We start from the raw sequence: 25,758 nt of genomic DNA on the forward strand, positions 1-25,758 counted from the left end.
CCGTATACGAATCCTCGACGGTGTTGTGATGGTGACTGATGAGAAAGTCAGAGGCTCAATGGCCTGTGTTTACGGGATATGGGCGAGCTCTGTGTTGAGTTCTTCTCAACATGTGGTTAGGGTCTTCCACCGTGGAATCCAGCAACGAGGCACCCCGTGCCGACACCGCCGCCCGCGTCCGTGAGGTCATCACGGCGGCCGGTGTCAGCCAGCGCGAGTTCGCGCGCCGGATCGTCATGGACCCGTCGAAGCTGTCCCGCTCCCTGAGCGGCACCCGCCGGTTCACGGCGGCCGAGCTGGCGCGGATCGCCGACGAAGGGCGCGTCGACGCGGGCTGGCTGCTCGGCGCGCGGCCGCAGGAGGCCGAGGCCGAGGCCCCGGAGTCCGCGCCCGTGACGGGCGGGCGGCCGCTGCAGATCGTCCGTGAGACGGTCCGGCTGGTCGCCGAGCACGGGTTCCACGCGGTGCGCGTCTCCGACATCGCCCGCGCCTGCGCCACCAGCACCGCCGCGATCCACTACCACTTCCCCGGTCGCGCGGACCTCCTGGAGGCCGCGGTGCGGTGGTGCATGGACGAGGACACCGCGCAGCGTGCCGCGCATCTCGCGGAGGCGGACGACGCGGCGGCCGAGCTGCGGCAGCTCATCGAGTTGCAGACGCCGCGCACCGAGCAGCAGCGGAGGCAGTGGACGGTGTGGCTCGACCTGTGGGCCGAGGCCGCGCGGTCCACGACCGTGGGGCGGTTGCACACCGAGTACTACCGGCAGTGGCGGGAGACCGTGGCGGACGTTCTGCGCCGCGGGGTCGACCAGGGGGTGTTTCGGGCCTCCGTTGATCCTGCGGCCGCGGCGTATGCGTTGACCGCGCTCATTGACGGGCTGGCCACGCAAGTCCTTTCGGTGAGCCGGGAGACGGTCGACGCCGCCGCTGATGCGATGCACGCGGCGCTGCTCTCTTACGTGGACTGTGTGATCGCGGAGCCGTAGTCGACGTCGCGGGGCGCTGCCCCGGACCCCGCGCCTCAATCGCCGGCGGGGCTTGATCGTGGTCATCCACCGCCGAGGCTTGAAAGATCGGGGCGCTGCCCCGGACCCCGCTGCTCAATCGCCGCAGGGGCTAAAAGTTGATCAACCCGGGAGGTTCTCATGCCCAACCAGAACGTCATCATCACCGCCGCGCTCACCGGAGCCGGTGACACCGTGCGGAAGAGTCCGCACGTTCCCGTGACGCCCGAGCAGATCGCGAAGAACGCCGTGGAGGCGGCGGACGCGGGGGCCGCGGTCGTGCACATTCATGTGCGGGACCCGGAGACCGGTGCGCCGTCGCGGGACACGAAGCTGTACCGGGAGGTCGTCGAGCGGATCAAGGAGACCGGCGTCGACGTCGTCATCAACCTGACCGCCGGAATGGGCGGCGACCTGGTGATCGACCCGGACGACCCGACGACCCATCTGGCCGGCACCGACCTCGTCAGCGGGCTCGACCGGCTGCCGCACGTCGAGGACCTGCTGCCCGACATCTGCACGCTCGACTGCGGTTCGCTGAACTTCGGTGACGGCTCGAACCTGTACGTGTCGACGCCGGACATGCTGCGCCAGGGCGCCAAGCGCATCCAGGAGCTGGGTGTGCGGCCGGAGTTGGAGATCTTCGACACCGGTCAGCTGTGGTTCGCGAAGCAGCTGCTCGCGGAGGGGCTGCTCGACGACCCGACCGTGTTCCAGCTGTGCATGGGCATCCCGTGGGGCGCCCCGGCCGACCCGGGCGTGCTGCAGTCGATGGTCAACATGCTGCCGGAGGGCGCCCAGTTCGCGAGCTTCGCGCTCGGCCGGATGCAGATGCCGTGGGTCGCGCAGTCCATCCTGCTCGGCGGGCACGCGCGTGTCGGTCTTGAGGACAACCTGTACCTCGGCAAGGGCAACAAGGCGACCAACGCCCAGCTCGTCGAGCGCGCCGTCACCATTACGGAATCCCTCGGTTCGCGCGTCGCCACGCCGGACGAGGCCCGCGCGACGCTCGGCCTGAAGCCGCGGCCTTGAACCGCGTCCCCACCACACACGAAACTCTCCCACTCCCCCCCTCAACGTTGATCAACCCCCACCGGAAGGCAGCACCACCCTCATGACCTCCCCCACCACCGCTCCCGAAGACGTCCGCCGGGTCGCCTGCGTCGGAGCCGGCGTCATCGGCGGCGGCTGGGTCGCCCACTTCCTGGCGCGCGGTTACGACGTGACGGCCTGGGACCCGGCGCCCGACGCCGAGCAGAAGCTGCGCCGCCTCGTCGACGCCGCCTGGCCCGCCCTGACCGAGATGGGTCTCGCCGAGGGCGCCTCCCGCGACCGGCTCACGGTGGCCCCGACCCTCGAAGAGGCCGTCGCCGACGCCGAGTTCGTGCAGGAGAGCGCGCCGGAGGACCTCGACCTCAAGCGTGATCTGCTGTCGCGGCTCGACGCGGCCGCCCCGGAGGGCGTCGTCATCGCGTCGTCGACCTCCGGCTACCCGATGACCGACATGCAGACCACGGCCGCGAACCCGGCGCGCCTGGTCGTCGGCCACCCGTTCAACCCGCCGTACCTGATCCCGCTCGTCGAGGTCGTCGGCGGCGAGAAGACCGACGCCGACGCCACCGCGTGGGCGTCCCGCTTCTACGACGTCGCGGGCAAGTCCGTCATCACGATGGACCGCGAGGTGCCGGGCTTCATCGCCAACCGCCTTCAGGAGGCCCTGTGGCGCGAGGCGCTGCACATGGTCGCCAACGGCGAGGCCACCGTGAAGGAGATCGACGACTCGATCACCGAAGGGCCCGGTCTGCGCTGGGCGTTCATGGGCCCGATGCTGACCTTCGCGCTCGCGGGCGGCGAGGGCGGCATGGCGCACATGCTGGACCACTTCGGCCCGTCCCTGAAGTCGCCGTGGACGCGCCTTGAGGCCCCGGAGCTCGACAAGCAGCTGTACGACTCGGTGGTCGCGGGCTGCGATGTCGCCGCCGACGGCCGTTCCATCGCCGAGCTCGTCGCCGAGCGCGACCAGGGCGTCATCGACGTGCTGCGCGCCACGGGCCGCCTGAACCCCAAGGCGGGCCAGTGATGACCACGACCACCGGGCTCCCCCTGCTGCACCGCACCGTCCGCCCCGAGTGGATCGACTACAACGGTCACATGAGCGAGGCGTTCTACGTGCTCGCCTTCGGGCACGCCACCGACGCCATGATGATCGAGACGGGCCTGGACTCCACGTACCGGGAGACCACGCACTGCTCGCTCTACACGGTCGAGTCGCACATACGCTATCTGCGTGACGTGCCCGAGGGCGCCCATCTCGCCATCCGTACGCGGGTGTTGGGGGCGGCGTCGAAGAAGGCGCGGTTCACGCACGAGATGTTCGTGGTGGACGACGAGGCGGGCGAGCCGGCGCCGAACGCGGCTCCGGTGGCTACCACCGAGCTGCTGGCGATCCACGTCGACCAGGAGGCGGGAAAGGCGGCCGAGTTCCCGGCCGCCGTCCGTGACCGCTTCACCGAGCTGACGGAGCCCGCTCCCGAGTGGGCGGGCCGCTCGATCGCCGTCGTCTGACGGAGACCGTTCCGGGCCCCGGACCGTGTGTCCGGGGCCCACGCGCGTACGCCGTTCTCAGGGACGCGGCACCAACTCCCGTTCGGACGGGGCCTCTTCGTGGAGGCCGAACCGGTCGTGCAGCGTGCGCAGCGCTCGCGGTGCCCACCACGCGCGCGTGCCCATGAGCGCCATCGTCGCCGGTACGAGCAGCATCCGTACGAGCGTCGCGTCGATCACGACGGCCAGGGTGAGGCCGAGGCCGATCTCCAGGATGGGGGCGAAGCCGCCCGTCATGAAGGCGCCGAAGACGACGGCGAGGAGCAGCGCCGCGCAGCTCACGACGCGGCCGGAGCGGCGCAGTCCGGTCACCACGGCCTCCCGCGCGTCGCCCGTCGCGTGCCACGACTCGCGCATCCGGGCGAGGATGAACAGCTCGTAGTCCATGGCGAGCCCGAAGGCGATCGCGACGATCAGCGGGGGCGCGGTCAGGCTCAGCGAGCCGAGGCCCTCCCCGCCGAGCCAGGACGCGAAATGTCCGTCCTGGAAGACGAGAACCACCACGCCGAGCGCGGCGCCCAGGCTGAGCAGGGTGGTGAGGACCGTGCGCAGCGGGATCAGTACGGAGCCGGTGAACGCGAAGAGCAGGGCCAGGATGCCGAGGAGGACGGTGAGCGCGGCCCAGGGCGCGCGGTCGCCGATCATGTGTCGGAAGTCGACGAGGCGGGCTGCCGTACCGGCCACCTTCACCGGTTCGTCGGCGCGCAACTCCCGTACTTTTTCCACCAGTTGGGTCGCTGTGGCGCCGTCCGCGGGGCCCGCGGGGGTGACGCGCAGGACGCGGGTGCCGTCGTCGAGGGTCTGGGTCTCGGCGGACGCGACCCCGTCCAGGGCCTTCACCCGAGAGGCGAACGCCGGGTCCGTGCCGGGGCGCGCCACGACGACGATCGGGTCGACGCCGGCGCCCGCCGGGTAGTGCGCGTCCACGGCGTCGTAGACCTGTCGGGCCTCGGTGGAGGCGGGGAGTTGGCGGGCGTCGCCGATGTCGATGCGCAGGTTGGAGACCGGCAGCGCGAGGGTGAGCAGGGCGAGGACGCTCACGGTCGTGACGGCGAGCGGGCGGCGGGCCGCGAAGCGGGCGAGGCGGGCGAAGACGCGGCCCTCGGCGCCCGGCGGCAGTTTCTTCGCCGGGGCGATGCGGGCGCCGAACCTGGTGAGCAGCGCGGGCAGCAGGGTCAGCGCGGCGAGCATGTCGACGACCACGACGGCGGCGACAGCCAGGCCCATGCTGCGCAGGAACGGGCTGGGGAAGACGAGCAGTCCGCTGAGGCTGACGGCGACGGTGAGGCCGGAGAACAGGATGGTGCGGCCCGCGCGTTCGACGGTGCGGTGCACGGCCTCGGCGACGTCCGCGCCGGTCCGCCGCTCCTCCCGGAACCGCACGACCATCAGCAGCGCGTAGTCCACGGCGAGGCCGAGGCCGAGCATGGTCGTCACCTGGACGACGTACACGGAGATCTCGGTGATCTGGCTGAAGCCGAACAGGGCGAGGAACGCGCCCGCCACTCCGCTGACCGCCACGAGCAGGGGAAGACCGGCGGCCCGCAGTCCGCCGAAGATGAGCAGGAGCAGTCCGAGTACGACGGGGAGGGATATCAACTCGGCGCGTTTGACGTCCTCTTGGGCGCGTTCGCCGAGCTGTTTGCCGAGCAGCGGGCCGCCGCTGACGTGCACGTCGCCGCCGTCGATCGCCTTGACCCGGTCGGCGACGGCGTCGACGGTCTCGTCCTCCTGGTCGTCGTCGAGGCCGCCCTTGAGGGTGACGGGCACGATGAGCGCGCGGCCGTCGCGGGAGGCGAGGCCCTCGGTGGCGTACGGGTCGGGGACGGCGGCGACGCCGGTGACACGCCGCAGGTCCGCGACGGACCGCTCCACCTGGGCGCGGAGTTCGGGGTCGGTGACGCGCGGCGCCTCGACGACGGCGGTGAGCGCTTCGCCGCGCGGGTCGACGTCGTCGAGGAGTTGGGCGGTGCGGTCGGACTCGGTGCCCGGCACGTCCGGGACCGCGTCGGAGAGCCGGCCGAAGACGCCGGTGCCGAGCCCGAAGCCGAGCACGATCAGGGCGATCCAGGTGAGGATCACGGTTCGTGGGCGGCGGGTCGCCACCCTTGCGAGTGTGCTGAGCACGACGCCTCCTCGGCGGGTTCCGGTGGGTCCCCGTCAGAGTCGCCGCGCGGGGGTGTCCTGCGGATCGCCGGGGCGGGCGTTTTGGCGGCTCACGCGCGAGAGGGAGGCGGGACCGCGGAGATGGGTCGCGCGAGTGAGGGACAGGCGCGGGCCGCGCGGGGCACAGTGGCCCGCATGCCTGTTGCGCTGCACCACATCGTCATCGACGCCCACGACCTGCCCGCGCTCGCCCGGTTCTGGGCGGCCGCGCTGCGCTGGCGGATCCTGTCGGAGCGGGAGCGGGAGGTGGTGATCGGCCCGGACGAGAACGCCCCGGTCGGCATCTGTTTCATGCCGGTGCCGGACCGCAAGGCGGTCAAGAACCGGCTGCATCTCGACCTGACCTGCGCCGCCGACGACCGGGACGCCGAGATCGAGCGGCTCGTCGGGCTCGGGGCGCGCCGCGCGGACGTGGGGCAGAGCGGCGACGAGTCGTGGACGGTGCTCGCGGACCCGGAGGGCAACGAGTTCTGCGTGGTCCGTCCGAAGCGGACCCTGATCGGGTGAGCGGCGCGAGCCGGGCCTATCCGGGCGCCACGAGGCCCGACTCGTACGCGCAGATGACCGCCTGCACGCGGTCGCGCAGGCCCAGCTTGCTCAGGACGTTGCTGACATGTGTCTTGACGGTGTGTTCGCTGACGTGGAGGGTCGCGGCGATCTCCGCGTTGGTGAGGCCGCGCGCGAGCTGGCGCAGGGTCTCGGTCTCGCGGGCTGTGAGGCCCGAAAGGCCGGTCGGTTCGGGGGACTTGGGCCGACGGCGGGTGATGTCGGCGACGAGGCGGCGGGTCACGGACGGGGCGAGGAGGGAGTCGCCGGCCGCGACGACGCGCACCGCGTGCACGAGGTCGTCGCGGCGCACGTCCTTGAGCAGGAACCCGGACGCGCCCGCGTACAGCGCGTCGTAGACGTACTCGTCGAGGTCGAAGGTCGTCAGCATGACGACGCGGCAACCGGACTGTTCGCAGACGCGGCGCGCCGCCTCGATGCCGTCCATGTGCGGCATGCGGATGTCGAGGAGGAGGACGTCCGGGGCGTGCCGGCGCACGGCGGTGACGGCCTCGTTCCCGTCGGCGGCCTCGGCGACGACCTCGATGTCGGGCTGCGCGTCGAGGATCATGGTGAAGCCGCTGCGCACCAGTTCCTGGTCGTCGGCGACGACGACGCGGATGCTCATGGCGCTCTTTCGGCGGCGGGCCTGTGGGCCACGGGCAGCCGTGCGGTGACCCGGAATCCGCCGTGCGGGCCCGGCCCGCTGCGCGCGCTGCCGCCGCAGGCCGCGGCGCGCTCCTCGATACCGACGAGCCCGCGGCCCGCATCGGGCCCCGGCGCGCCGCCGCCGGTTCCGTCGTCCGTCACGGTGATCGCCAACTCCCGTTCCCCCCAGTCGAGTTGTACGTCCGCTCGGGCAGCGTACGCGTGCTTGACGGTGTTGGTCAGGGCTTCCTGGACGATGCGGTACGCGGCCGTCTCCGTTTCGGGGCCGAGGGGGCGGGGCGGCCCTGTGATGTCCAGGGTGACGGTCACGTCGGTGCTCGCGGAGACCTGGCGGATCAGGTCGGGGAGGCGGGCGAGGCCGGGGACGGGGGCTTCGAGGCCGCCGCTCCTGCCGTTCCCGGTGTCCGTCAACACGCCGAGGATCAGGCGGAGTTGCTGCATGGCCTCGCGTCCGGCGCCCGCGATGGCGTCGAACGCGGCCTCGGCCCGCGCGGGGTTGCTGCGCACCACGACGGGTCCCGCCTCGGCCTGTACGACCATGAGGCTGACGGCGTGGCCGACGACGTCGTGCATGTCGCGGGCGATGCGGGCGCGTTCGCTGGCGACGGCCCTGGCGCGGTCGTTCGCGCGCTCCCGTTCCACGGCGCGGGCGCGTTCCTCCAGGGCGGCGGTGTACGCGCGTTGGGTACGGGCGAGCACGCCGAAACCGAAGGCGCTGAGCAGGCTGAGCAGGTGGAAGGCGTACTCGAAGGGCTCGGCGTGCTCTTTCATCGCCATCGTCGCCGAGGCGCCGATCATCCAGCCGACGAGCATGACGCGGCGCCGTATCGGGTCCGAGTACGCGGCGACCGTGTAGAGCACGACGAGCCCGCCGTACGCGACGTCCGGCGGCGGCGCGTGGTACACGGCCATCGCCGGGGTGGCACAGGAGACGGCGGACGCGCACAGGAACGGCGCGCGCCGCCGCCAGATCAGCGGCACCGCCGTGCCCGCGCCCAGCAGGAAGCCCTGCCAGGACAGCGGGTCGCCGTCCTCGTCGGGGAAGAGGAACTGCAGCGACACGGCGAACAGGACGAGGGCCGCGAGGGCCCCGTCGACGACGTACGGGCCGGCGCGGTGCGGCAGCCGCATGGTGCGGCTCGACAGCAGCGGAGTTCGGCTCGGCAGGCGCATGGTGCGGCTCCTCGTGGCCCGGTCCAGGCGCGGGATGACTGGATGTCCCGCGAGCCCAGTATCGAGGCGGCGGCCCGCCCAACTCCTCACCGGGGAGAGGGATTTCGGGCCGCCGCACGCACCAGTTCCTCCGGGTGCCTAGAAGGGGCGGTCCCCCGCGATGGCGACGCGTTCGGCGACCCGGCGGGCGTCGCCGTAGTCGGCGACCGCGTAGTGCTGGGTGGCCCGGTTGTCCCAGAACGCGATGTCGCCCGCCTGCCAGTGGAACCGCACCTGGAACTCCGGCACGTGCGCCTGCTGGTAGAGCAGCCGCAGCAGCCGGTCGCTCTCGGCGCGCTCCATGCCGAGGATCCGGGTGGTGAAGGAGGTGTTCACGAACAGCATGCGGCGCCCGGTCTCGGGGTGGCGGCGCACGACGGGGTGGACGACCGGCGGGAACAACTCCTGCCACTGGGCGAGCCGTTCGGGACCGTAGAAGCGGCGGAAGCCCGGCAGGAAGTCGTGCTCGGCCTCGGCGCCCTCGATGCGCGCCTTCACGTCGTCGGACAGGTTGTCGTACGCGGCCGCCATGTCGGCCCACATGGTGTCGCCGCCGAACGGCGGGACCTCGCGCAGCTGCAACACGGCGCCCAGGGCGGGGCGTTCGCGGAAGGTGACGTCGGTGTGCCACACGTTCTCGTAGCTGGGCACGCCGCCGGCGCCCTTGTCGAAGCGGACGACGTCGTCGCTGTCGCCGCGCTCCAGGATCGGGTTGGTCTCCAACTCGCCCCAGTTCAGGGCGAATTCACGCTGCCGCTCGCTGCTGAGGTGCTGGCCGCGGAAGAACAGGACCTTCCATTCGAGCAGCGCCCGGTTCAACTCCTCGCGCAGCTCCGGGGAGATCGGCCGGTTCAGGTCGAGGCCGCGGATCTCGGCGCCGATGGTGGCGCCCTGCGGGACCAGCTCGAAGAGTTCGTAGGGGCGGTCCTGCCAGCCCTCGGGGGTGCGGTTCAGGACGCGACGCCCCTCGTAGAGGCCGTCGGCGGGGATGTGGGCGGGGCGGAGCGTCTGGGTGGGCGGGGTGTCGATGACGGACATGAGGCTCTCCGAAGGCACGCGGTGATGGGGGTGCGGGCGATGCCCGTACGTGCGCGGCCCGCACCAGGGTCGGCGGGGCGCGGCGGAAAAACGTGCGGTGACGTAATAAACGTACGGTGACTTAAGCGACGAGGGACTTCAGATGTCCGCTACAAGCCGCTGCGCGCACAACCACATCGGTCCGGCACGATGGCCGTTCCGGGAGCGTGGGTGCGATGCGTGAACATGCCCCCCATCCTGCGGCTTGGTTGATCATCCCGTCAAGTGCCGCGAGGCCGGCCCCGCATGCTGCGGGACCGGCCTCGGGTGCTGTACGCGCGCGTGGTCAGGCGGTGGGCGCCGGGAACGTCGGGTACTCGACGCCGGAGACGTGCTGGACGACGCGGATCACCTGGCACGAGTAGCCGAACTCGTTGTCGTACCAGAGGTAGAGGATCGCGTTGTCGCCGTCGACCTTGGTCGGGCCCGCGTCGACGATCGAGGCGTGCCGCGAGCCGATGAAGTCGCTGGAGACCGCGTCGGGCGAGTCCGTGAAGTCGATCTGGCGGCGCAGCGGCGAGGTCAGCGAGACGTCGCGGAGGTGGTCGAGAACCTCCTCGCGAGTCGTCTCGCGGCCCAGGCGCAGACTGAGGATGGCGATCGAGACGTCCGGGACGGGCACGCGGATCGAGGAGCCGGTGATCGGCGCCTTGAGGTCCGGCAGGGCCTTCGCGACGGCGGAGGCGGCGCCGGTCTCGGTGATGACCATGTTGAGCGGCGCGGACCGGCCGCGGCGGTCGGCCTTGTGGTAGTTGTCCAGCAGGTTCTGGTCGTTGGTGAACGAGTGGACGGTCTCCACGTGACCGCGCACCACGCCGTACTCGTCGGCCATCGCCTTGAGCGGCGGCACGATCGCGTTGGTGGTGCAGGAGGCGCAGGACAGGATGTTCTCGTCCGGCTTGATCATGTCGTGGTTGACGCCGTGCACGATGTTCGGCACGTCGCCCTTGCCGGGCGCGGTGAGGACGACCTTGTCGATACCGGGGCGCAGGTGCGTGGAGAGGCCCTCGCGGTCGCGCCACTTGCCGGTGTTGTCGATGAGGATGGCGTCCTTGATGCCGTACGCCGTGTAGTCGACCTCGGAGGGGTCGTTGGCGTAGATCACCTTGATCGCGTTGCCGTTGGCGTTGATCGTGCTGTTCGCCTCGTCAACGGTGATCGTGCCCTGGAACTGGCCGTGGATCGAGTCACGGCGCAGCAAGGAGGCGCGCTTCACGAGATCCTGCTCGCCGCCGCCGCGCACGACGATGGCGCGCAGCCGCAGCCCGTTGCCGGAGCCCGCCTTCTCGATGAGCAGGCGGGCGACGAGGCGGCCGATGCGGCCGAAGCCGTACAGGACGACGTCGCGGCCCTCACCGCGCTCCAGCTTCAGGGCGCCGGTGGCGCCCGCGACGGCCTCGGCGGTGAACTCCTCGACGCTCAGGCCCCGTTCGTCGGCCTTGTACGTCGCGGCGAGCATGCCGATGTCGATCTGGGAGGGCCCGAGGTCGAGCTCGGCGAGGGCCTTCAGGAAGGGCATCGTCTCGGTGACCGAGAGCTCCTCGCCGGCGATCTGGCGGGCGAATCGGTGGGCCTTGAGCAGGCTGACCACCGACTTGTTCACCAAGGAGCGGCTGTGCAGCAGGACGTTCACGTCCCGCTCGCGGTGCAGCTTCCCGATGATCGGGATCATTGCCTCCGCGGTCTCCTCGCGGTGCTTCCAGTTGGTGAACGAGTCGTCGTTGACAGTCACGTGCGTCTCTTTCGAGCTAGGCGGCGCTCATATGCTAACCCGCCCGTTCGGCTGATCGATCAGCGGGCCGATTCCCAGGTCGGCGAAGCGCTCGCCGATGCGGCAGTGGGTGGCCGCGTCGGGGTGCAGGGCGTCCGGCAGCGGGAGCTCCGCGTGGTCCTGCTCGCCGTACAGCTCGCGGCCGTCGAGGTAGTGCAGGTTCGGGTCCTCGGCGGCGCGCTGGGCGACGATGCGGGCCAGCTCGGCGCGGATCGTCTCAAGGGTGAGCTTGCCCTGGGCGACTTCGGCCGGGTCGCCCGTGGCCATGAACTTCAGCTGGCCGCTCGCGAGCGTGCTGAAGTCGGGGGCGCCGGGTCCCGGGGTCTGCTCGTGGATCGGGCAGAAGATCGGCGAGACGACGAGGAGCGGGGTCGTCGGGTGGCCCTCGCGGATGGTGTCGAGGAAGCCGTGGACGGCCGGGGTGAAGGCCCGCATGCGCATCAGGTCGGCATTGACGACATTGATCCCGAGCTTGACGCTGATGATGTCGGCCGGGGTGTCCCGCAGGGTGCGCGCGGTGAACGGGTCGATCAACGCGCCGCCGCCGAACCCCAGGTTGATCAGCTCGACGCCGCCGTGGGACGCGGCGAGCGCGGGCCAGGTGGTCGTCGGGCTCGCGGCGTCGGAGCCGTGGCTGATGGAGCTGCCGTGGTGCAGCCACACCGTGCGTCCGGCGTCCTCGGCGTCCCCGGCGGGCGCGAGGGGTTCTACGGGGGCGTCCGTGCGCAGGTCGGCCAGTTCGGTGGTCTCGTTGTGCGGGAGCCAGATCTCGACGGTCTTGGCGGCGTCGGGCAGGCCGTCGAAGCGCAGCGTGCCGGGCTCGCCGGTCGTGTGCTCGAAGCTCCCCTTCGTCATGTCGATGGTCAGGGTGTCGCCGCCCGCGACGCTCCCCTGCCGGGTGAGCCGCCCGTCCACGAGCAGGTCGTAGAGGCCGTCGGGGCGCGGGGGCACGCCTACGTAGACGCGCTTGGTCGGCACCGTGTCGAGTTCGACGACCGTGGCGCGGGTACGGAAGGCGAGGCGGACGCCGGCGGGCTGGGACTCGGCCATGGCCAGCTGGGGGTCCGTGTTCTGGGCGCGGGCCCAGTCGGGGAGGCGGTGCGGGAGGAGGCCGCCGCGTGCGGTGCGCTCAATGTCGATCGCGCCGTGGACGAGCTCGTCCGTTATGGGGGTACTGGTCAAGCCATGGACGGGGTTCGGGGTGTTCATGATGGCGTCAATCCGTTGATCAAGGGTGTGCTGAGTGTGGACGGGCACGTGGACCGTTGAGCGGTTACGCCTGTGCGGGCCAGTTCCGCAGCAGGGCGTCGAGTGCGTCCAGGGAGCGCGCCCAGCTCTCGTCCGAGTCGGGTGCGCTGTGGCTGAATCCGCCGGCCAATTCGAGGCTTACGTAGCCGTGGAAGACGCTGCCGAGGAGTCGGACGGCGTGGGTCTGGTCGGGCTCGGTGAGGTCGTAGCCGCGCAGGACGGCCCGCGACATCCGCGCGTGCCGCACTCCCGCGCTCGCCGCCGCCGTCTCCGGGTCGAGCCGGTACTGGGCGGCGGCGTAGCGGCCGGGGTGTTCGCGGGCGTAGTCGCGGTAGACGTTGGCGAAGGCGGTGAGCGCGTCCTTGCCGGAGCGCCCGGCGAGGGCCTCGGCGGCCCGGTCGGCGAGCTCCTGGAGGGCGATCAGGGCAATGCGCGTCTTCAGCTCGTGCGAGCTCTTGACGTGCGAGTACAGGCTCGCGACCTTGACGTCGAAGCGCCGGGCGAGGGCGGAGACGGTCACGTGCTCGAACCCGACCTCGTCCGCGAGCTCGGCCCCGGCGCGGGCGAGCCGCTCCGCGGTCAGTCCGACGCGTGCCATGCCCGTACGACCTCTCGCTCAGCCCCCTCCGATCACTACCGACAACCACTCTGCACCTGCCTAATACCTTTAGGCAAATCCGATGGAGCCTTAGGCGGGGATCATCCGCCGACGAGCGCCCGCAACGACACGTAGAAGACCGACGGGCCGAGGAGGCAGCCGACGCCCGTGTAGAAGGTGGCCGTCATCGCCCCGTACGGGACGAGGCGCTTGTCAGTGGCGGCGAGGCCGCCCGCGACACCGGACGTCGTGCCGAGCAGGCCGCCGAAGGCCATCGCCGACTTGGCGTTGTTCAGGCCGATGAGGCGCGCCACCAGCGGCGTACCCACCATCACCACCACGGACTTCACAAGGCCGGCGGCGACCGACAGCGCGATCACGTCCGAACTCGCGCCCACCGCCGTGCCCGTGACCGGGCCGACGATGTACGTGGCGGCGCCCGCGCCGATGGTCGCGAGCGAGGCCGCGTCGCGGTAGCCGAAGGCCGCGGCGACGAGGGCCCCGGCGACGAAGGAGACGACGACGCCCAGCAGGATCGACAGCGCGCCGGACGGGCCGGCCCGCTTGATCTCCTTCAGGTCGACGCCGTACGCCGTGGCGACGATCGCGAAGTCCCGCAGCATCGCGCCGCCCATGAGGCTCATCCCGGAGAGCGCGGTGATGTCGGCGACGCCCGCCTCTCCCCCGGTCGCCGAGCCGCCCCAGTAGGCGAGCGCGAGGCCTAGGACGATGGCGATGGCGGAGCCCTGGAGCCGCCCGCGGGTCAGCTTCTTGGAGAGCCACGCCGAGACCGCCATCAGGGTGCCGACGAGGGCGAAGGCGACGATGAGCCCGTTGTCCTTGCAGACGGAGACGAAGGTATCCACGTCAGACCCCCTGCTTCTCGGCGGCGGGCTCTTCAACAGGGGTGTCGTTCAAGGGCGGCAGCGGTTCCGCCTTGCCGCCGATCCGTGCGACCGCCGGCACCAGGGCGAATCCCGCGACGAGCGCGACAAGGCCCGCCAACAGCGCCATCGGCCCGCCGGTCACCGCCTTGTAGACGTTCTGCGTCGACGCCATCGCGATCACGATGGGGATGTACATCGCGCTCCAGAAGAGCACGCCCTGCTCGCTGGCCTCGGGGAACTTCCCCCTCTGGCGCAGCCAGTGCGTCGCGAACACCAGCATGATCATGGCGAAGCCGACGCCGCCGACATTGGCGTCGACGCCGAGCGCCGCGCCCAGATATTCACCGACGAGCGTGCCCGTGAGCATGCACACCGCCAGCGCCGCTACTCCATAGAGGACCATCGTCTACTCCACATTGAGAGACCGGGACAGAACACAGAGGTAAGAAGGCAGAGAGAAAGGGGCAGAGAGAAGGGGGCAGAGAGAAGGGGGTCAGGCCGTCGTGAACAAGTCCCCGTAGGTCTTGCGGAGTTCGGCCTTCTGGACCTTGCCCATGACGTTGCGCGGCAGCGCCTCCACGACGCGTACGGCGCGCGGGTGCTTGAAGCGGGCGAGGTCGGCGGTGATGGCGTCGATGAGGTCCCGCTCGTTCGGCTCCTGGCCGGGCGCGGGGACGACGACGGCGACGACCGTCTCGCCGAAGTCCGGGTGCGGGACGCCGATCACAGCGGATTCGAGGACCGTGGGGTGGGCGTCGAGGAGCGTCTCGATCTCCTTGGGGTAGACGTTGTAGCCGCCGGAGATGATGAGGTCCTTGCCGCGGCCCGAGATGCAGAGGTAGCCGTCCTCGTCGATGAGGCCGAGGTCGCCGGTGATGAAGAAGCCGTCCTCGCGGAACTCGGAGGCGGTCTTCTCCGGCATCCGCCAGTAGCCGGCGAAGACGTTCGGGCCACGGACCTCGACGCTGCCGACCTCGCCCTGTTCGACCGGCTTCCCGGTCTCGGCGTCGACCACGCGGATCTCGGTGCCGGGCAGCGCCATGCCCACGGTGCCGGGCTTGCGGGGCCCGCCCTCGTACGGGTTGGTGGTGTTCATGCCGGTCTCGGTCATGCCGTAGCGCTCCAGGATGGCGTGGCCGGTGCGGGCCTCGAACGCCTCGTGGTCGCTGGCGAGCAGCGGCGCGGAACCGGAGACGAACAGGCGCATGGAGGCGCAGGTCTCCGGGGTGACCTTCTCGTGCTTCAACAGCCGCGTGTAGAAGGTGGGTACGCCCATGAGCACGGTGGCGCGCGGCAGCAGCTCCGCGATCGCGTCGGCGTCGAACTTCGGCAGGTAGTACATGGAGGCGCCGGACGCGAGCACCATGTTGGCGGCGACGAACAGGCCGTGCACGTGGAAGATCGGCAGGGCGTGGATCAGCCGGTCATCGGACGTGAACCGCCAACTGCCGAGCAGCGCCTCGCAGTTGGAGGCGAGGTTCTCGTGGGTGAGGACGGCGCCCTTGGAGCGTCCCGTGGTGCCGGAGGTGTAGAGGATGGCCGCCGGGTCGCTCGCGGTGGCCTCGTACACGTCGTCGTGGTGGGCCTCGCCTTCGAGGAGGCTGCCGTCGCCCTCGGTGCCGAGGGTCTCGACGACGAGATCGGCGCCCTCGCGGTGGGCGTGGTCGGCGCGGCGCTTCGGCGGGCAGACGAGGACACGGGGCTCTGCGTCGCCGATGAAGTAGTCGATCTCGGCGCCGGTGTAGGCGGTGTTGAGCGGCAGGAACACGCCGCCGACCCGCAACGTCGCGAGATAGAGGGCGATCGCCTCGACCGACTTGTCGACCTGCGTGGCGACGCGATCTCCGGGGGTCACACCGTCGGCGACGAGGCGCGCCGCGATGCGCCGTACGAGGTCCTCGGTCTGTCGGTAGGTCACGGACCGCCCGTCGGGCAGCTCGAAGAGCGCCTTGTCCGGCCGGAGTTCCGTCTGTTCGACGAAGGACCGGTGAATGCTGCGGAAGGGGGCCGTTGCCATCGGGGTGGTTCCTTTCAGATCTGCTGCCGGGGCCCGGTCGTACGGGGCCCCGTCCTGCGGGAAGTCTTCCTTGAGGGGGCCGCCGACCGCGACGGCGCCACGGCGCACGAAGTCCTCGTGGCGGCGCTCCAACCGGTGCGGTTCGTAGCGGTAGTTGATCATCGCGCCGTAGGACTGCCGCCAGGCTTCGGGCGAGGAATTGGCGGGCCAGTCGAGCTGCCAGGCGGCGGCGCCGTTGCCGAGGTGGAAGCGGGCGACGGGGTCGAGGGGGCGGCCGTCGGGGCGGCGTTCGACGGTGATGTAGCGGGCGAGGGCGGCAAGGAGGCGGGGGCGGACGCGTTCGGCGTCGAGGGCGGTCGGCGCGTCGGCCGCGCTCAACTCATCGGCCAGGGCGTGCAGTTCTGATTCGTCGGCGGCGCCGCGCTCCAGCCAGGTCCGGAATCCGGGGATCGGGGACAGCGTCGCGAACTGGGTCAAGTGCGGGAGCTGTTCCCCCACTTGCTCGATGACCTGCTTGATGAGGAAGCTGCCGAAGGAGACTCCGGCGAGGCCGTCGAGCGCGTTGTTGATGGAGTACAGCGCCGCCGTGTCCGCGTCCGCGGGGTCGAGCGCGGGGCCGGGTTCGAGGAGCGGGGCGATGCTGTCGGGCAGTCCCCGTACGAGGGCGACCTCTACGAAGATGAGGGGTACGTCGCCGGTGGCCGGGTGGAAGAAGGCGTAGACGCGGCGGTCCTCGGGCTCGACACGGCGCCGCAGTTCGGCCTCGGAGGCCATCGGGTGCACCTTCTCGCCACGCAGCAGGTGCTGGTGCAGCTGCGGCGGCGAGTCGACGGTGACCTCCTGCATGCGCAGGAAGCCGCGGTTGAACCAGGACGTCAGCAGGTGGTGGAAGTCGTGGTCCAGGGGCCGCAGTTCGGGGTGGGCGGGCAGCAGGCGGCGCAGGTCGGCACGCATGTGGACCAGGGCGAGGGTGGCGTCGGGCGCGTGGTTCATGCGACGCAGGAGTTGCTGGCGGGCCGGTTCGACGACGTCGAAGAGGCGGACGAGCTCGGCCTCGCCCTGGGAGCCGGTGGCGCGGGCCTCCTCCCAGCGGCGGTAGGCGGCGCGGACCTGGTCGGGGTCGGCGTCGTACGTCTTGGTGATGTGGGTGAAGAAGGCGAGCCGGGCATCGTTGTCGAGGGCCTCGTACGCGGCGAGGGCGCGGGCCGCGACGGCGCGCATGGAGGCCTCGCCGACGTCGCTCATCAGGACTTCGCAGGCGACCAGCAGGTGGTCGAGGGGTGCGTCGGGCGAGGCGTCGGTCCGTGGGTGGGCCGTGCGCCGCTCACCCAGAGCCCGGTACAGGTCGGTGAGCAGCCAGCCGTCGGGCCGTTCCATGTCCGCCGCTCCTCTCCACGTTGTGATGCGCAGGTTGATATGCATCGTGGGCCGTGATGTATATAACAGCGCACCGTAGATGACGGGAAGCACCGGCGCTACCCCCTGGAGCGTGCGGATAACCTGGGCGTTCGGAGGTGGAGATGGCTCGAGTCCCGGAGGCCAGGCGGGTGCGCGACGCCCTGGAGAACGCGGTCGTCGACGGTCGGTACCGGCCAGGCGAGCGGCTTGACCCGGCGCGGCTTGAGCGCGAGTTCGGGTGTTCGCGCACGCCGGTGCGGGAGGCCTTGCAGGCGCTTGAGCGGTCCGGCCTGGTGCAGATCCGGCCGAAGCAGGGCACGTACGTGACGGAGCTGAGCGTGTCCGAGCTGGCCGAGCGCTTCGAGGTGATGGCGGAGCTGGAGGGGATGGCGGCGCGGCTTTCGGCGCGGCGGATAGAGCGGGCGGCGCTCGACGAGTTGGAGGACGCGCTGCGGGAGTGCGAGGAGCATGCGCACGCGGGGGACGCGGATCGGTACTACTACGCCAACGCGCGTTTCCACGCCGTGGTCTACGACTCGTGCGGGAACGAGTATTTGCGGCAGCAGGCGCATGCGTTGAAGCGGGCGCTTCAGCCGTACCGGCGGCTGCAGTTGAGGGTGCCGGACCGGATGCGGAGGTCGCTTGCGGAGCATCGGGCGATTGCCGACGCGGTTGCCGCGGGGGCGGCGGAGCGGGCGGAGGAGGCGGCGCGGGCGCATGTGTTGGTGCAGGTGACGGAGTTCGGGCAGTTGGTGAGGGTGTGGCGGGCCGAGTCGACGGTGGGGTGAACCGGGTTTGGTTGCGGTGGGGGTTGCCTACGTCGCGGGGCTCTGCCCCGGACCCCGCTGCTCAATCGCCGCAGGGGCTTGATTGGTGGGGCTCGGGCCGGGCGCGATGCGCGAGCACCGCGAGGGCTTGATTGGTGGGGCTCCGGGCGGGCGCGACGCTCGACCACCGCGCAAGCTTGATTGGTGGGGATCCGGCCGCGCGCCACGCTCGACCACCGCGCGAGCTTGATTGGTGGGGATCCGGGCGCGGGCGTGATGCGCGAGCACCGCGCGGGCTTGAATGGTGGGGATCCGGGCGCGGGCGTGATGCGCGAGCGCCGCGCGGGCTTGAAGAGGTCTGTTCGATTGCCGCGGTGGTTTGATGATGCGCGTTACAGCAGCGCACGGGCCCGTTCCGCCAAGGTGTCCGCGCCGCAGGTTTCGGCCAGGGTGAGGGCGCGGCGGGCTTGGGTGGGGTCGGTGGTGGAGGTGGCGAGGTCGAGGCGGGCGGCGGCTTCTTCGTAGGCGGCCGGGGATGCGGCGAGGTGGTGGACGGCCTCGGTGAGGAGGGCGGGGGCGTGGTCCGGTGGGGCCAGCGCGGCGGCGCGGCGGAGGGATTCGCCGATGGCGCTGTGGGTGCCCAGCACATCGGCGCAGTGGCGGGCCTCGGCGATCAGGGCGGCGGCGCGGGCCGGATCCTCCGCGGCGATCACGTCGGCGAGGTCGTACGGCCAGGGCGCCCACTGGACGTTGTGGCGGCCGCGCCGCGCGGTGGACACGGCCGTGGCTTCGAGTTCGGCCCGTGCTTCCTTGGTGCGGCCGAGGGCGAGGAGGAGGCGGGCGCGCACCGAGCGGGCGTCGGGGAGGATCAGCGCGTCGGGGTACGGCGGGCAGAACGCGTAGTCGTCGGCGAGCTGTTGGGCGCGGTCGATGTGGCCGCGGGCCAGGAGGGTGTCGAGGAGGAGGCAGAGCGCGTCCCATTGGACGGTGGCGCGCTCCCCGACGCGTTCGGCGAGCCGCAGCCCTTCGCGGAGGTACGCCTCGGCTTCCACGAGGCGGCCGCGCCTTCGTTCGACGGCTCCGCACAGGATGTGCGCGAACGCGAGGTGGGCGCCGCTCCAGCCGCCCAGTTCGAAGGTGCGCAGCGCCTCGGTGAACAGGACCTCCGCGTCGTGCAGCCGGTCTACGTAGGCGAGGGTGATGCCGAGGAGGGCGGGGATCTCGAAGCCCCACTCGGTGTCGGTCCAGCCGAGTCCTGGCGCGAGCCGCCCTTCGACGAGGACACGGTCGCACAGGTCGGAGACCTGGTCGGCGGGCTCGCCGCGCAGCATCGCGTCGAAGGCGCGCAGGGTGAGCAGGGCGCGCTCGGCGTTGTCGGCGCCCGGCAACGCGTCGGCGAGCAGGAGGAGTTGCTCGGAACGGGCGGGCCCGTCGTCCTCCTCGGCGAGGAACGACTCGTACATGAACCTGGCGGCCAGCAGCCGTACTTGCTGGGTGCCGGGCGGGGTGACGGCGGCGCTGTCGGCGACGCAGCGCGCGGCGTCCCGCATCTGGTTGCCGTGGGCGAGGGCCTGGGCGAGGCGCAGGGTGGCCTCGATGCGCAACTGCTCGGTGAGGCCGGGGAGTTCGAGTGCGGCGCGCAGGTGCTGGACGGTCGTGGCGGGCGAGGAGAGCAGGCAGGCGCAGCCCAGTTCGTAGCGGACCTGCGCGCGGTCGACGACGGACGGGGGTTCGCGCAGGGCGCGCTCCAGGCAGCGGCGGGCCGCTTCGGGGGCGCCGACGGCGAGGTGTTCGGCGGCGGCCGCGCGCAGCAGCCGTACCGCTTCCTGGTCGTCGTCGGGATGGATCTCCAGGAGGTGCCGGGAGATCGCGGCGGGGCCGTGCCCGTGCCCGGTGAGCGTCCAGGCGGCCTGGCCGTGCAGGGCGGTGCGGGTGGCGGGCGGCACGCTGCGGTAGACGGCGGTGCCGACGAGGGGGTGCTGGAAGTCGAGGGGTTCGGAGGGGTCGACGACGTTGCCGCGTGCGCCGCGCCGGCCGCCCAACCCGTCCGCCGCGTCCGCCGCGTCCTGGGCGGACCAGCCCGTCGCTCCTCCGCCCGGCGGCGCCAGGATCCTTGCCTCGCGCAGGAGTTGGAGGCAGTGCGTCGCCCGCTCCGGTGCGAGGCCCGCGAGGGCGGTCGCCGCGGCGAAGGTGATGTCGGTGCCGAGGACGGCCGCGGCCCAGGCGAACCGGTTGCAGTCCGGGTCGAGTTCGCCGAGGCGGGCCACGATGCCGCCGCCGCGCGCCGTGGTGGCGAAGGCGCGCAGGACCGGGGCGGCGTCGGGTGTCGGGGCGAGGCCGCGTGAGCTGCACTTGGCGAGCAACTCCACGGTCTCGTACGGGTTTCCGGATGTCACCGCCCAGACCTCGCGGCAGAACTCGTCGGCGGCGAAGTCGCCGAGGACGCCGCGGACGAGGTCGCCGGTGGCCTCCGGGGTGAGGGACTGGAGGGTGACGTGCAGGCGGGCGGCGCGGGCGAGCGCGGCGAGGTGGGCGGCGGAGGCGCGCGGGGTGTCCGCGAGTTCCTCGGGGCGGTGTGCGACGACGAGCAGGACCGCGAGGGCGGCGAGGCGCGGTGCGAGCGAGGCGAGCCAGGTGAGGCTCTCGCCGTCGGCCCAGTGGGCGTCGTCGGCGAGCAGGACCAGGGGTTTCGGGTCTTCCGGTGCGGTGATCCGCTCGCGGGCCAGTTCGGCGAGGAGGGTGTCGAGCGCGTCGCGGACGCCTTGCGGGTCGGCGGGGCGGGCGCCGGGCGCGGTCAGGCCGAGGGCGGGGCCCGCGACGCCGAGGGCCGGGCCGAGGGCGCGGGGCACGGCGTCGTCGAGCGCGGGGCCGAGCAGTTGGCGTACGAGATGGAAGGGCTGGTGCGTGGTGGACTCGCCGGACCGTGCTTCGTACACGGTGCAGCGGGTGCGGGCGGCGGCCGAGATCCGGGTGAGCAGCGCGGTCTTGCCGACGCCCGCCTCGCCCCGGTAGACGACGACCCCGCCGGTGTGGCGCGGTCCGCACAGCGCGTCCAACGCCCTTGTCGCCGCGGCCATTTCGAGGTCGCGTTCGAGGAGGCGGGGTGCTGCGGGTGTGGCGTCCATGCCGGTCCCTGGGGTGCGTCGGGACCTCCAAGCTAGTACCGGGCCGGGCCGTGCGGGGGCGGTTCGGCCGAGTTCCCCGGGGCGTGCGCCACGTCCTCAACTACCGGGCCGGTACCGCCCTTTGATCGCCCTCTAAACTGTGCCGACGCCTAACGGGGAGGTCCGCCATGTCGGAGCAAGTGGTGTCGTACGCGCTGGACGACGAGACCGTCGTACGGTTCGAGATCGATCCGACGGACGAGTTCCATCAGGTGGGCAGCGGCGACGTGGTGGGCCGGGTGCGCGAGGCGGCGCGTCCCGCCGTGGAGGCGGCGCGCGCGGTCCTCGACCAGGCGGTGGCCCTGAAACCCGCCGAGGTGCAGGTGAAGTTCGGCGTCAAGGTGAGCGGCACGGCCAACTGGCTGGTGGCCAGGGCCGCGACGGACGCGAACTTCGAGGTGTCCCTCGTGTGGCGCCCGGCCGACGGGGCGGACGCGGCGGACGCGGCGGACGCGGCGGACGCGGCAACGGGTGGCGCGGCGGGCGGGGCTGCGGGCGGGGCCGACGCGCCGCGATGAACGCCGCTCCGGGCTCCGGCCCGCGCCCAGGAACCGACGCGTGGGTGGCGGCGGTGCACGGCTCCGAGTACGACGAGAGAGCGCTGGGGTCGGGCTTTCTGATCGACGACCGGCGGGTGCTGACCTGCGCGCACGTCGCCTGTCCCGGGTGGGAGAAGCAGGGCGAACTGTGGGTGGCGTTCCCGAAGTCGGACCAGTTCATGGACCGTCGCCTGCGGGTGCGCGAGGTGGTCGCGCCCGAGTCCCCCGCGAAGCGGCGCGCGCAGGACGTGGCGGTCCTCGTGCTCGACGAGCGGGTGCCGGGCGAGGCGGCGGCGCGGCTGCGCAGACCGGCGCCCGCCGCGCTGGTGGGCGAGGCGTGGTGGGCGTTCGGCTTCCCCGACGGCGATCTCTTCGGCAATTCCTCGGACGGCACGGTGGGCGAGGCGCTCGCCTACGGGTGGGTGCGCCTCGACACGTCCTCCCGCTACCCCGTCAAGTCCGGTTACAGCGGCGCCGCGCTGTGGTCACCCACGTACCAGTCGGTCGTCGGTCTCGTGGGGCAGGCCAGCGGTTCCGGTGACGCGCGGGCCTTCACGCTGCACCAGGCCGACAAGTGTCTGCCCGAGCAGAAGCTGGCGCTGCTGGCCGACTGGTCGGCGGAGGCGGCGGGCGAGACGGCGCTCGCCGCGTGGGGCTGGACGCTCGACGAGGATCCGGAGGCGGGCCGGCACTGGCGGCCGCGGGCCCGCGGCGTCAGCACGGACGCCGAGCGGGGTTTCCGGTTCCGGGGCAGGACCGCCGCGCTCAGCGAGATCGTCGACTGGATGACGTGCGCCGCAGCGCCGCGCCAGGCCCTGGTGGTGACCGGGTCGCCGGGTGTCGGCAAGTCTGCGGTGCTCGGCCGCGTGGTGACCTCGGCGGATCCCGGCATCGCGGCGTCACTGCCCGCCGACGACGAGGGGGTGCGGGCGCCGCCTGGCTCGGTGTCCTGCGCGGTGCACGCCAAGGGCAAGACGGCCCTTGAGGTCGCCAAGGAGATCGCGAGCGCGGCCTCCGCGCCGCCTCCCGAGCGCGCGAGCGAGCTGGCCGACGTGCTGCGCACCGCCCTCACCGAGCGCCCCGCCCGCCCGGACACCCCGTTCGTCGTGGTCATCGACGCCCTCGACGAGGCGACCAGCGCGCAGCAGGCCCGCATGATCGCCCGGCACATCGCCATCCCGCTGGCGGAGACCTGCGCGGACCTCCAGGTGCGGGTCGTGGTGGGCAGCCGGCGCGGGGACGACGCGGGCAGCCTGCTCGACCCGTTCGGCCCGGCCGCCCGCGTCATCGACCTCGACGACCCCGCGTTCTTCGCCGCCGCGGACCTCGTCGCGTACACGATGGCCACGCTCCGGCTCCAGGGCGACGAGCGCCCCGACAACCCGTACGGCGAGGAGCGCACGGCCCTGCCCGTCGCGACCCGGATCGCCGAACTCGCGGACGCGAACTTCCTCGTGGCCGGGCTGACCGCGCGCGGCCACGGCCTGCACGACACGCGCGCGGTGCCGCCCGCGGCCATCGCGTTCACACCCACCGTCGCCGCGGCCCTCCAGGAGTACCTGGCGCGGCTCCCGGCGGTCGACGGCGCTCCGGCGGCCGAGGTGTTGAGCGTCCTCGCGTACGCGGAGGCGCCGGGGCTGCCGCTGGCGCTGTGGCGGGAGGGCGTCGCGGCCCTGACGGGACACCGACTGACGGAGAATCAACTCCGGTCGCTCGCGCGGTCGTCGGCGGCGAACTTCCTCGTCGAGACCGGGGTGAACGAGCAGAACACCGGGGTGTTCCGGCTGTTCCACCAGGCGCTGGACGACGGCCTGCGGCAGGGCCGCGCCACCGAAGGCAGCCGGAACGAGGCCGGGGGCGGCGGGAACGAGGCCGGGGGCGGCGGGAGCGACGCCGACGAACGCGCCCTGGCGCGCGCCTTCTTGGCCTACGGGCAGGGCGTGGGCTGGGACCGGGCGCCCGGCTATCTGCTGCGGTCGCTGCCGCGACACGCGGTGCGCGGGCGCGTCGTGGACGAGTTGCTGGCGGACGAGGAGTACGCGCTGCACGCGGATCTGCGGCGGCTCATCCCGGCGGGCGGCGAGGCGTCGGGGGCGATGCGCGAGCGCGCCCAACTCCTGCGCAGGACACCGGAGGCGATCGGCGTCGGTCCTGCGCGGCGGGCGGCGCTGTTCAGTGTGACCGAGAGCCTTCAGGGGGCGGGAGAGGCCTATCGGTCGACGGCGAACGCAGGCCCGTACCGGGCCGAGTGGGCGACCATCGCGCCGCGCGACGAAGAGGCGGTGCTCGAAGGCCACACCGGCGAGATCCGGGCCGTGTGCGCCCTTGGCCCGCAGGACGGCACGCTGGTCGCCAGCGCCGCCACCGACGGCACCGTACGCCTGTGGGACCCGGTCACCGCACGCCAAGTACGGCGTCTTACACCCGAGTTCAGCCACATGAGAGGAATGTGCGGCCTCCAGGTGGCGGGCCAGGCGTACCTCGCGGTGGCCTCGGACCTCAACGTGTCGTTGTGGAACGAGACCCAGGAGCGCTCGGCGGGTCGGCTGTCCGACTTCGGCCTCGGTCTGATCCGCGATCTGTGCGCGCTCGACACACCCGAAGGCCCCGTTCTCGCGACCGCCACCACGGAGGGCCAGATCATCCTGTCGGACCCGACCGGGGAACGCGGCAGCGAGATCTTCGAAGCGCACTCCGGCTGGGTGGAGCGGGTGTGCGCGGTCGAGCTCGACGGCGAGACACTCCTGGCGTCCAGCGGGGACGAGGACGACCGGAGCATCAAGCTGTGGCGCCCAGGAACCCGGGAGTGCGTGCGCGTCAGGCGCGGACACGACGCCAGCAACGCCCTGACATCCGTGCGGATCGGCCGGCACACCATGCTCGCGGGGCTCGACGCGGACGGCGTGATCTGCCTGTGGGATCCGGCCGACGACGAGAACGTGCACATCCTCGCCAGGGACGAGCTCGCGTCCACGCTCTGCTCCGTACGGGTCGGGAGCCGGACCCTGCTCGCCGCGCCCAGCGGCGACGTGGTGCGGCTGTGGGATCCCGTCACGGGCGCCGCCGCGGGCACCCTCCAGGGCCACTCCGACTCCGTGGACGCCCTGTGCGTACTGCCCGTCGGCGGCCGGGAGTTGCTGGCGAGCGGCGGCGCCGACCACACGGTGCGGCTGTGGGACCCGGAGGCCCCGCGCACGGCCCGTACGGGCGCGGTCCGCGCGCTCTCACCCGCGTACGGCGGCACCGACAAGGTCTGGGTGGCGGCGGGTGGCGACGACGGCACCACGCGCGTCCTCCAACCCGAGTCCGCCTCCCCCGTCGTCACGTTGCGGACGAACGACGACTGGGTGCGCGCGGTGTGCCCCGTCGTCCTCGACGGCCGGGCGCAGCTCGTCGGAGGCGGGGACGACGGAGCCGTCTGGCGGTGGGACCCCCTCGACCTGGAGGTCGCCGTGGGGCGGGCGAGCCCCTCCCCCGCGTACACCATCTGTACGGTTTCTCTCGGCGGCGACACCCTGCTGGCCACGGGCCACGCGGACGGCACGGCCCAGCTGTGGGACCCGTACACGCTCAAGGTCACGCACACGTGCCGCTTCCCTACGGGGATCTACGCCATGTGCCCCGTCGACGTCGACGGCCACCCACGTGTCGCCACCGCGACCGACGGGCTCGACGGCGCGGTGTGGCTGTGGGACCCGGCGTCCGGGCGGCGCGTCAAGCACGTCGAGACACACGACACGTACGCGATGTGCGCGGTCCCCTTCGCCGGGCGCACCGCGCTGGCCACCGCGCACGCGGACGGCCTCGTACAACTGTGGGACGCGCGCAGTGGGGCGGCGGTCGGCGGCATCGCGTCCCACAGCGGCGCGGTCAACGCGCTCACCGTGATCGACGGACGTCTCCTCGCCACCGCGAGCAGCGACCGCACCGTCCGCCTCTGGGACCTGGCGACGCTGTCGCCGGTCGAACAAATCCCTGTACATCACCCGGCGCTTGCCGTCACATGGGTGGAAGGGCGGCTGATCGTCGGCCTCGACCACGGGCTCCTGGCCCTCACCATCAGAGGATTGAGCGCGTGACGGAGACGACGG

The 25,758-nt window shown here is 72.1% G+C and carries 19 protein-coding genes; 8 read left to right on the forward strand and 11 right to left on the reverse strand.

Annotated elements, in window-relative coordinates:
* Positions 1–131: 131 nt before the first annotated feature.
* From RBJ65_RS36120 to RBJ65_RS36135, 4 genes are all read left to right on the forward strand, one after another.
* Complete coding sequence (locus RBJ65_RS36120; RefSeq protein WP_306319871.1) at positions 132–986, forward strand: TetR/AcrR family transcriptional regulator; 855 nt, start codon at positions 132–134, stop codon at positions 984–986.
* Between the two features lie 159 nt (positions 987–1,145).
* A complete protein-coding gene (locus tag RBJ65_RS36125; RefSeq protein ID WP_306319870.1) occupies positions 1,146–2,036 on the forward strand; it encodes a 3-keto-5-aminohexanoate cleavage protein in 891 nt (296 codons plus the stop codon).
* An 82-nt stretch (positions 2,037–2,118) separates the two neighbouring features.
* Positions 2,119–3,084: a 3-hydroxyacyl-CoA dehydrogenase NAD-binding domain-containing protein gene (locus RBJ65_RS36130; protein ID WP_306319869.1), complete on the forward strand. Its 966-nt coding sequence runs from the start codon at positions 2,119–2,121 to the stop codon at positions 3,082–3,084.
* Positions 3,084–3,569 (forward strand): thioesterase family protein, encoded by a 486-nt coding sequence (locus RBJ65_RS36135; RefSeq protein ID WP_306319868.1) that lies wholly within the window; start codon positions 3,084–3,086, stop codon positions 3,567–3,569. The genes RBJ65_RS36130 and RBJ65_RS36135 overlap by 1 nt, the downstream gene beginning before the upstream one ends.
* A gap of 57 nt (positions 3,570–3,626) precedes the next feature.
* On the opposite strand, the gene RBJ65_RS36140 is transcribed toward RBJ65_RS36135, so the two are convergent.
* A complete protein-coding gene (locus RBJ65_RS36140) occupies positions 3,627–5,735 on the reverse strand; it encodes an MMPL family transporter (protein ID WP_306319867.1) in 2,109 nt (702 codons plus the stop codon).
* 174 nt (positions 5,736–5,909) lie between these two features.
* Between RBJ65_RS36140 and RBJ65_RS36145 the strand changes: the two genes are divergently transcribed.
* On the forward strand, positions 5,910–6,281 hold the full coding sequence (locus RBJ65_RS36145; RefSeq protein ID WP_306319866.1) for a VOC family protein: 372 nt from the start codon (positions 5,910–5,912) through the stop codon (positions 6,279–6,281).
* 16 nt (positions 6,282–6,297) lie between these two features.
* Here the strand turns inward: RBJ65_RS36145 and RBJ65_RS36150 are convergent, their stop codons facing one another.
* The 9 genes from RBJ65_RS36150 to RBJ65_RS36190 form a co-directional block, all read right to left on the reverse strand.
* Positions 6,298–6,948, reverse strand: a complete 651-nt coding sequence (locus RBJ65_RS36150; protein WP_306319865.1) for a response regulator transcription factor — start codon at positions 6,946–6,948, stop codon at positions 6,298–6,300.
* Positions 6,945–8,162 (reverse strand): sensor histidine kinase, encoded by a 1,218-nt coding sequence (locus RBJ65_RS36155; RefSeq protein WP_372341305.1) that lies wholly within the window; start codon positions 8,160–8,162, stop codon positions 6,945–6,947. The genes RBJ65_RS36150 and RBJ65_RS36155 overlap by 4 nt, the downstream gene beginning before the upstream one ends.
* Before the next feature lie 138 nt (positions 8,163–8,300).
* Positions 8,301–9,239, reverse strand: a complete 939-nt coding sequence (locus tag RBJ65_RS36160) for a TauD/TfdA family dioxygenase (RefSeq protein ID WP_306319864.1) — start codon at positions 9,237–9,239, stop codon at positions 8,301–8,303.
* 325 nt (positions 9,240–9,564) lie between these two features.
* Positions 9,565–11,010, reverse strand: a complete 1,446-nt coding sequence (locus RBJ65_RS36165; RefSeq protein ID WP_306319863.1) for a glyceraldehyde-3-phosphate dehydrogenase — start codon at positions 11,008–11,010, stop codon at positions 9,565–9,567.
* A gap of 27 nt (positions 11,011–11,037) precedes the next feature.
* A complete protein-coding gene (locus tag RBJ65_RS36170) occupies positions 11,038–12,258 on the reverse strand; it encodes a GDSL-type esterase/lipase family protein (protein ID WP_306319862.1) in 1,221 nt (406 codons plus the stop codon).
* Positions 12,259–12,322: 64 nt separating this feature from the next.
* Positions 12,323–12,895 (reverse strand): TetR/AcrR family transcriptional regulator, encoded by a 573-nt coding sequence (locus tag RBJ65_RS36175; RefSeq protein ID WP_306319861.1) that lies wholly within the window; start codon positions 12,893–12,895, stop codon positions 12,323–12,325.
* Between the two features lie 101 nt (positions 12,896–12,996).
* Entirely contained in the window at positions 12,997–13,761 is a 765-nt protein-coding gene (madM, locus tag RBJ65_RS36180; protein ID WP_306319860.1) for a malonate transporter subunit MadM, read from the reverse strand.
* 1 nt (position 13,762) lies between these two features.
* On the reverse strand, positions 13,763–14,185 hold the full coding sequence (madL, locus tag RBJ65_RS36185; RefSeq protein WP_306319859.1) for a malonate transporter subunit MadL: 423 nt from the start codon (positions 14,183–14,185) through the stop codon (positions 13,763–13,765).
* A 90-nt stretch (positions 14,186–14,275) separates the two neighbouring features.
* Positions 14,276–17,176 carry an AMP-binding protein gene (locus RBJ65_RS36190; protein WP_306319858.1) on the reverse strand — a complete coding sequence of 967 codons (2,901 nt, stop codon included), beginning with the start codon at positions 17,174–17,176 and terminating at the stop codon, positions 14,276–14,278.
* Between the two features lie 143 nt (positions 17,177–17,319).
* Here RBJ65_RS36190 and RBJ65_RS36195 point away from each other — a divergent pair, with 143 nt between their 5' ends.
* On the forward strand, positions 17,320–17,985 hold the full coding sequence (locus RBJ65_RS36195; RefSeq protein WP_306319857.1) for a GntR family transcriptional regulator: 666 nt from the start codon (positions 17,320–17,322) through the stop codon (positions 17,983–17,985).
* A 371-nt stretch (positions 17,986–18,356) separates the two neighbouring features.
* On the opposite strand, the gene RBJ65_RS36200 is transcribed toward RBJ65_RS36195, so the two are convergent.
* On the reverse strand, positions 18,357–21,089 hold the full coding sequence (locus RBJ65_RS36200; RefSeq protein WP_306319856.1) for an AAA family ATPase: 2,733 nt from the start codon (positions 21,087–21,089) through the stop codon (positions 18,357–18,359).
* A 167-nt stretch (positions 21,090–21,256) separates the two neighbouring features.
* Here RBJ65_RS36200 and RBJ65_RS36205 point away from each other — a divergent pair, with 167 nt between their 5' ends.
* Both RBJ65_RS36205 and RBJ65_RS36210 read left to right on the forward strand, forming a co-directional pair.
* Entirely contained in the window at positions 21,257–21,646 is a 390-nt protein-coding gene (locus RBJ65_RS36205) for a CU044_2847 family protein (protein ID WP_306319855.1), read from the forward strand.
* Positions 21,643–25,746, forward strand: coding sequence for a trypsin-like peptidase domain-containing protein (locus tag RBJ65_RS36210; RefSeq protein WP_306319854.1), 4,104 nt, complete (start codon positions 21,643–21,645; stop codon positions 25,744–25,746). The genes RBJ65_RS36205 and RBJ65_RS36210 overlap by 4 nt, the downstream gene beginning before the upstream one ends.
* Positions 25,747–25,758: the final 12 nt, after the last annotated feature.

Origin of the sequence: Streptomyces sp. KL109B (assembly GCF_030766935.1) — a bacterium.
GTDB lineage: Bacteria > Actinomycetota > Actinomycetes > Streptomycetales > Streptomycetaceae > Streptomyces.

Coding starts and splice junctions, on each gene's coding strand:
- RBJ65_RS36125 (WP_306319870.1), top strand. CDS start 1,146: ATGCCCAACCAGAACGTCATCATCACCGCCGCGCTCACCGGAGCCGGT.
- RBJ65_RS36130 (WP_306319869.1), top strand. CDS start 2,119: ATGACCTCCCCCACCACCGCTCCCGAAGACGTCCGCCGGGTCGCCTGC.
- RBJ65_RS36135 (WP_306319868.1), top strand. CDS start 3,084: ATGACCACGACCACCGGGCTCCCCCTGCTGCACCGCACCGTCCGCCCC.
- RBJ65_RS36145 (WP_306319866.1), top strand. CDS start 5,910: ATGCCTGTTGCGCTGCACCACATCGTCATCGACGCCCACGACCTGCCC.
- RBJ65_RS36150 (WP_306319865.1), bottom strand. CDS start 6,948: ATGAGCATCCGCGTCGTCGTCGCCGACGACCAGGAACTGGTGCGCAGC.
- RBJ65_RS36155 (WP_372341305.1), bottom strand. CDS start 8,162: ATGCGCCTGCCGAGCCGAACTCCGCTGCTGTCGAGCCGCACCATGCGG.
- RBJ65_RS36160 (WP_306319864.1), bottom strand. CDS start 9,239: ATGTCCGTCATCGACACCCCGCCCACCCAGACGCTCCGCCCCGCCCAC.
- RBJ65_RS36170 (WP_306319862.1), bottom strand. CDS start 12,258: ATGAACACCCCGAACCCCGTCCATGGCTTGACCAGTACCCCCATAACG.
- RBJ65_RS36175 (WP_306319861.1), bottom strand. CDS start 12,895: ATGGCACGCGTCGGACTGACCGCGGAGCGGCTCGCCCGCGCCGGGGCC.
- madL (WP_306319859.1), bottom strand. CDS start 14,185: ATGGTCCTCTATGGAGTAGCGGCGCTGGCGGTGTGCATGCTCACGGGC.
- RBJ65_RS36190 (WP_306319858.1), bottom strand. CDS start 17,176: ATGGAACGGCCCGACGGCTGGCTGCTCACCGACCTGTACCGGGCTCTG.
- RBJ65_RS36195 (WP_306319857.1), top strand. CDS start 17,320: ATGGCTCGAGTCCCGGAGGCCAGGCGGGTGCGCGACGCCCTGGAGAAC.
- RBJ65_RS36200 (WP_306319856.1), bottom strand. CDS start 21,089: ATGGACGCCACACCCGCAGCACCCCGCCTCCTCGAACGCGACCTCGAA.
- RBJ65_RS36205 (WP_306319855.1), top strand. CDS start 21,257: ATGTCGGAGCAAGTGGTGTCGTACGCGCTGGACGACGAGACCGTCGTA.
- RBJ65_RS36210 (WP_306319854.1), top strand. CDS start 21,643: ATGAACGCCGCTCCGGGCTCCGGCCCGCGCCCAGGAACCGACGCGTGG.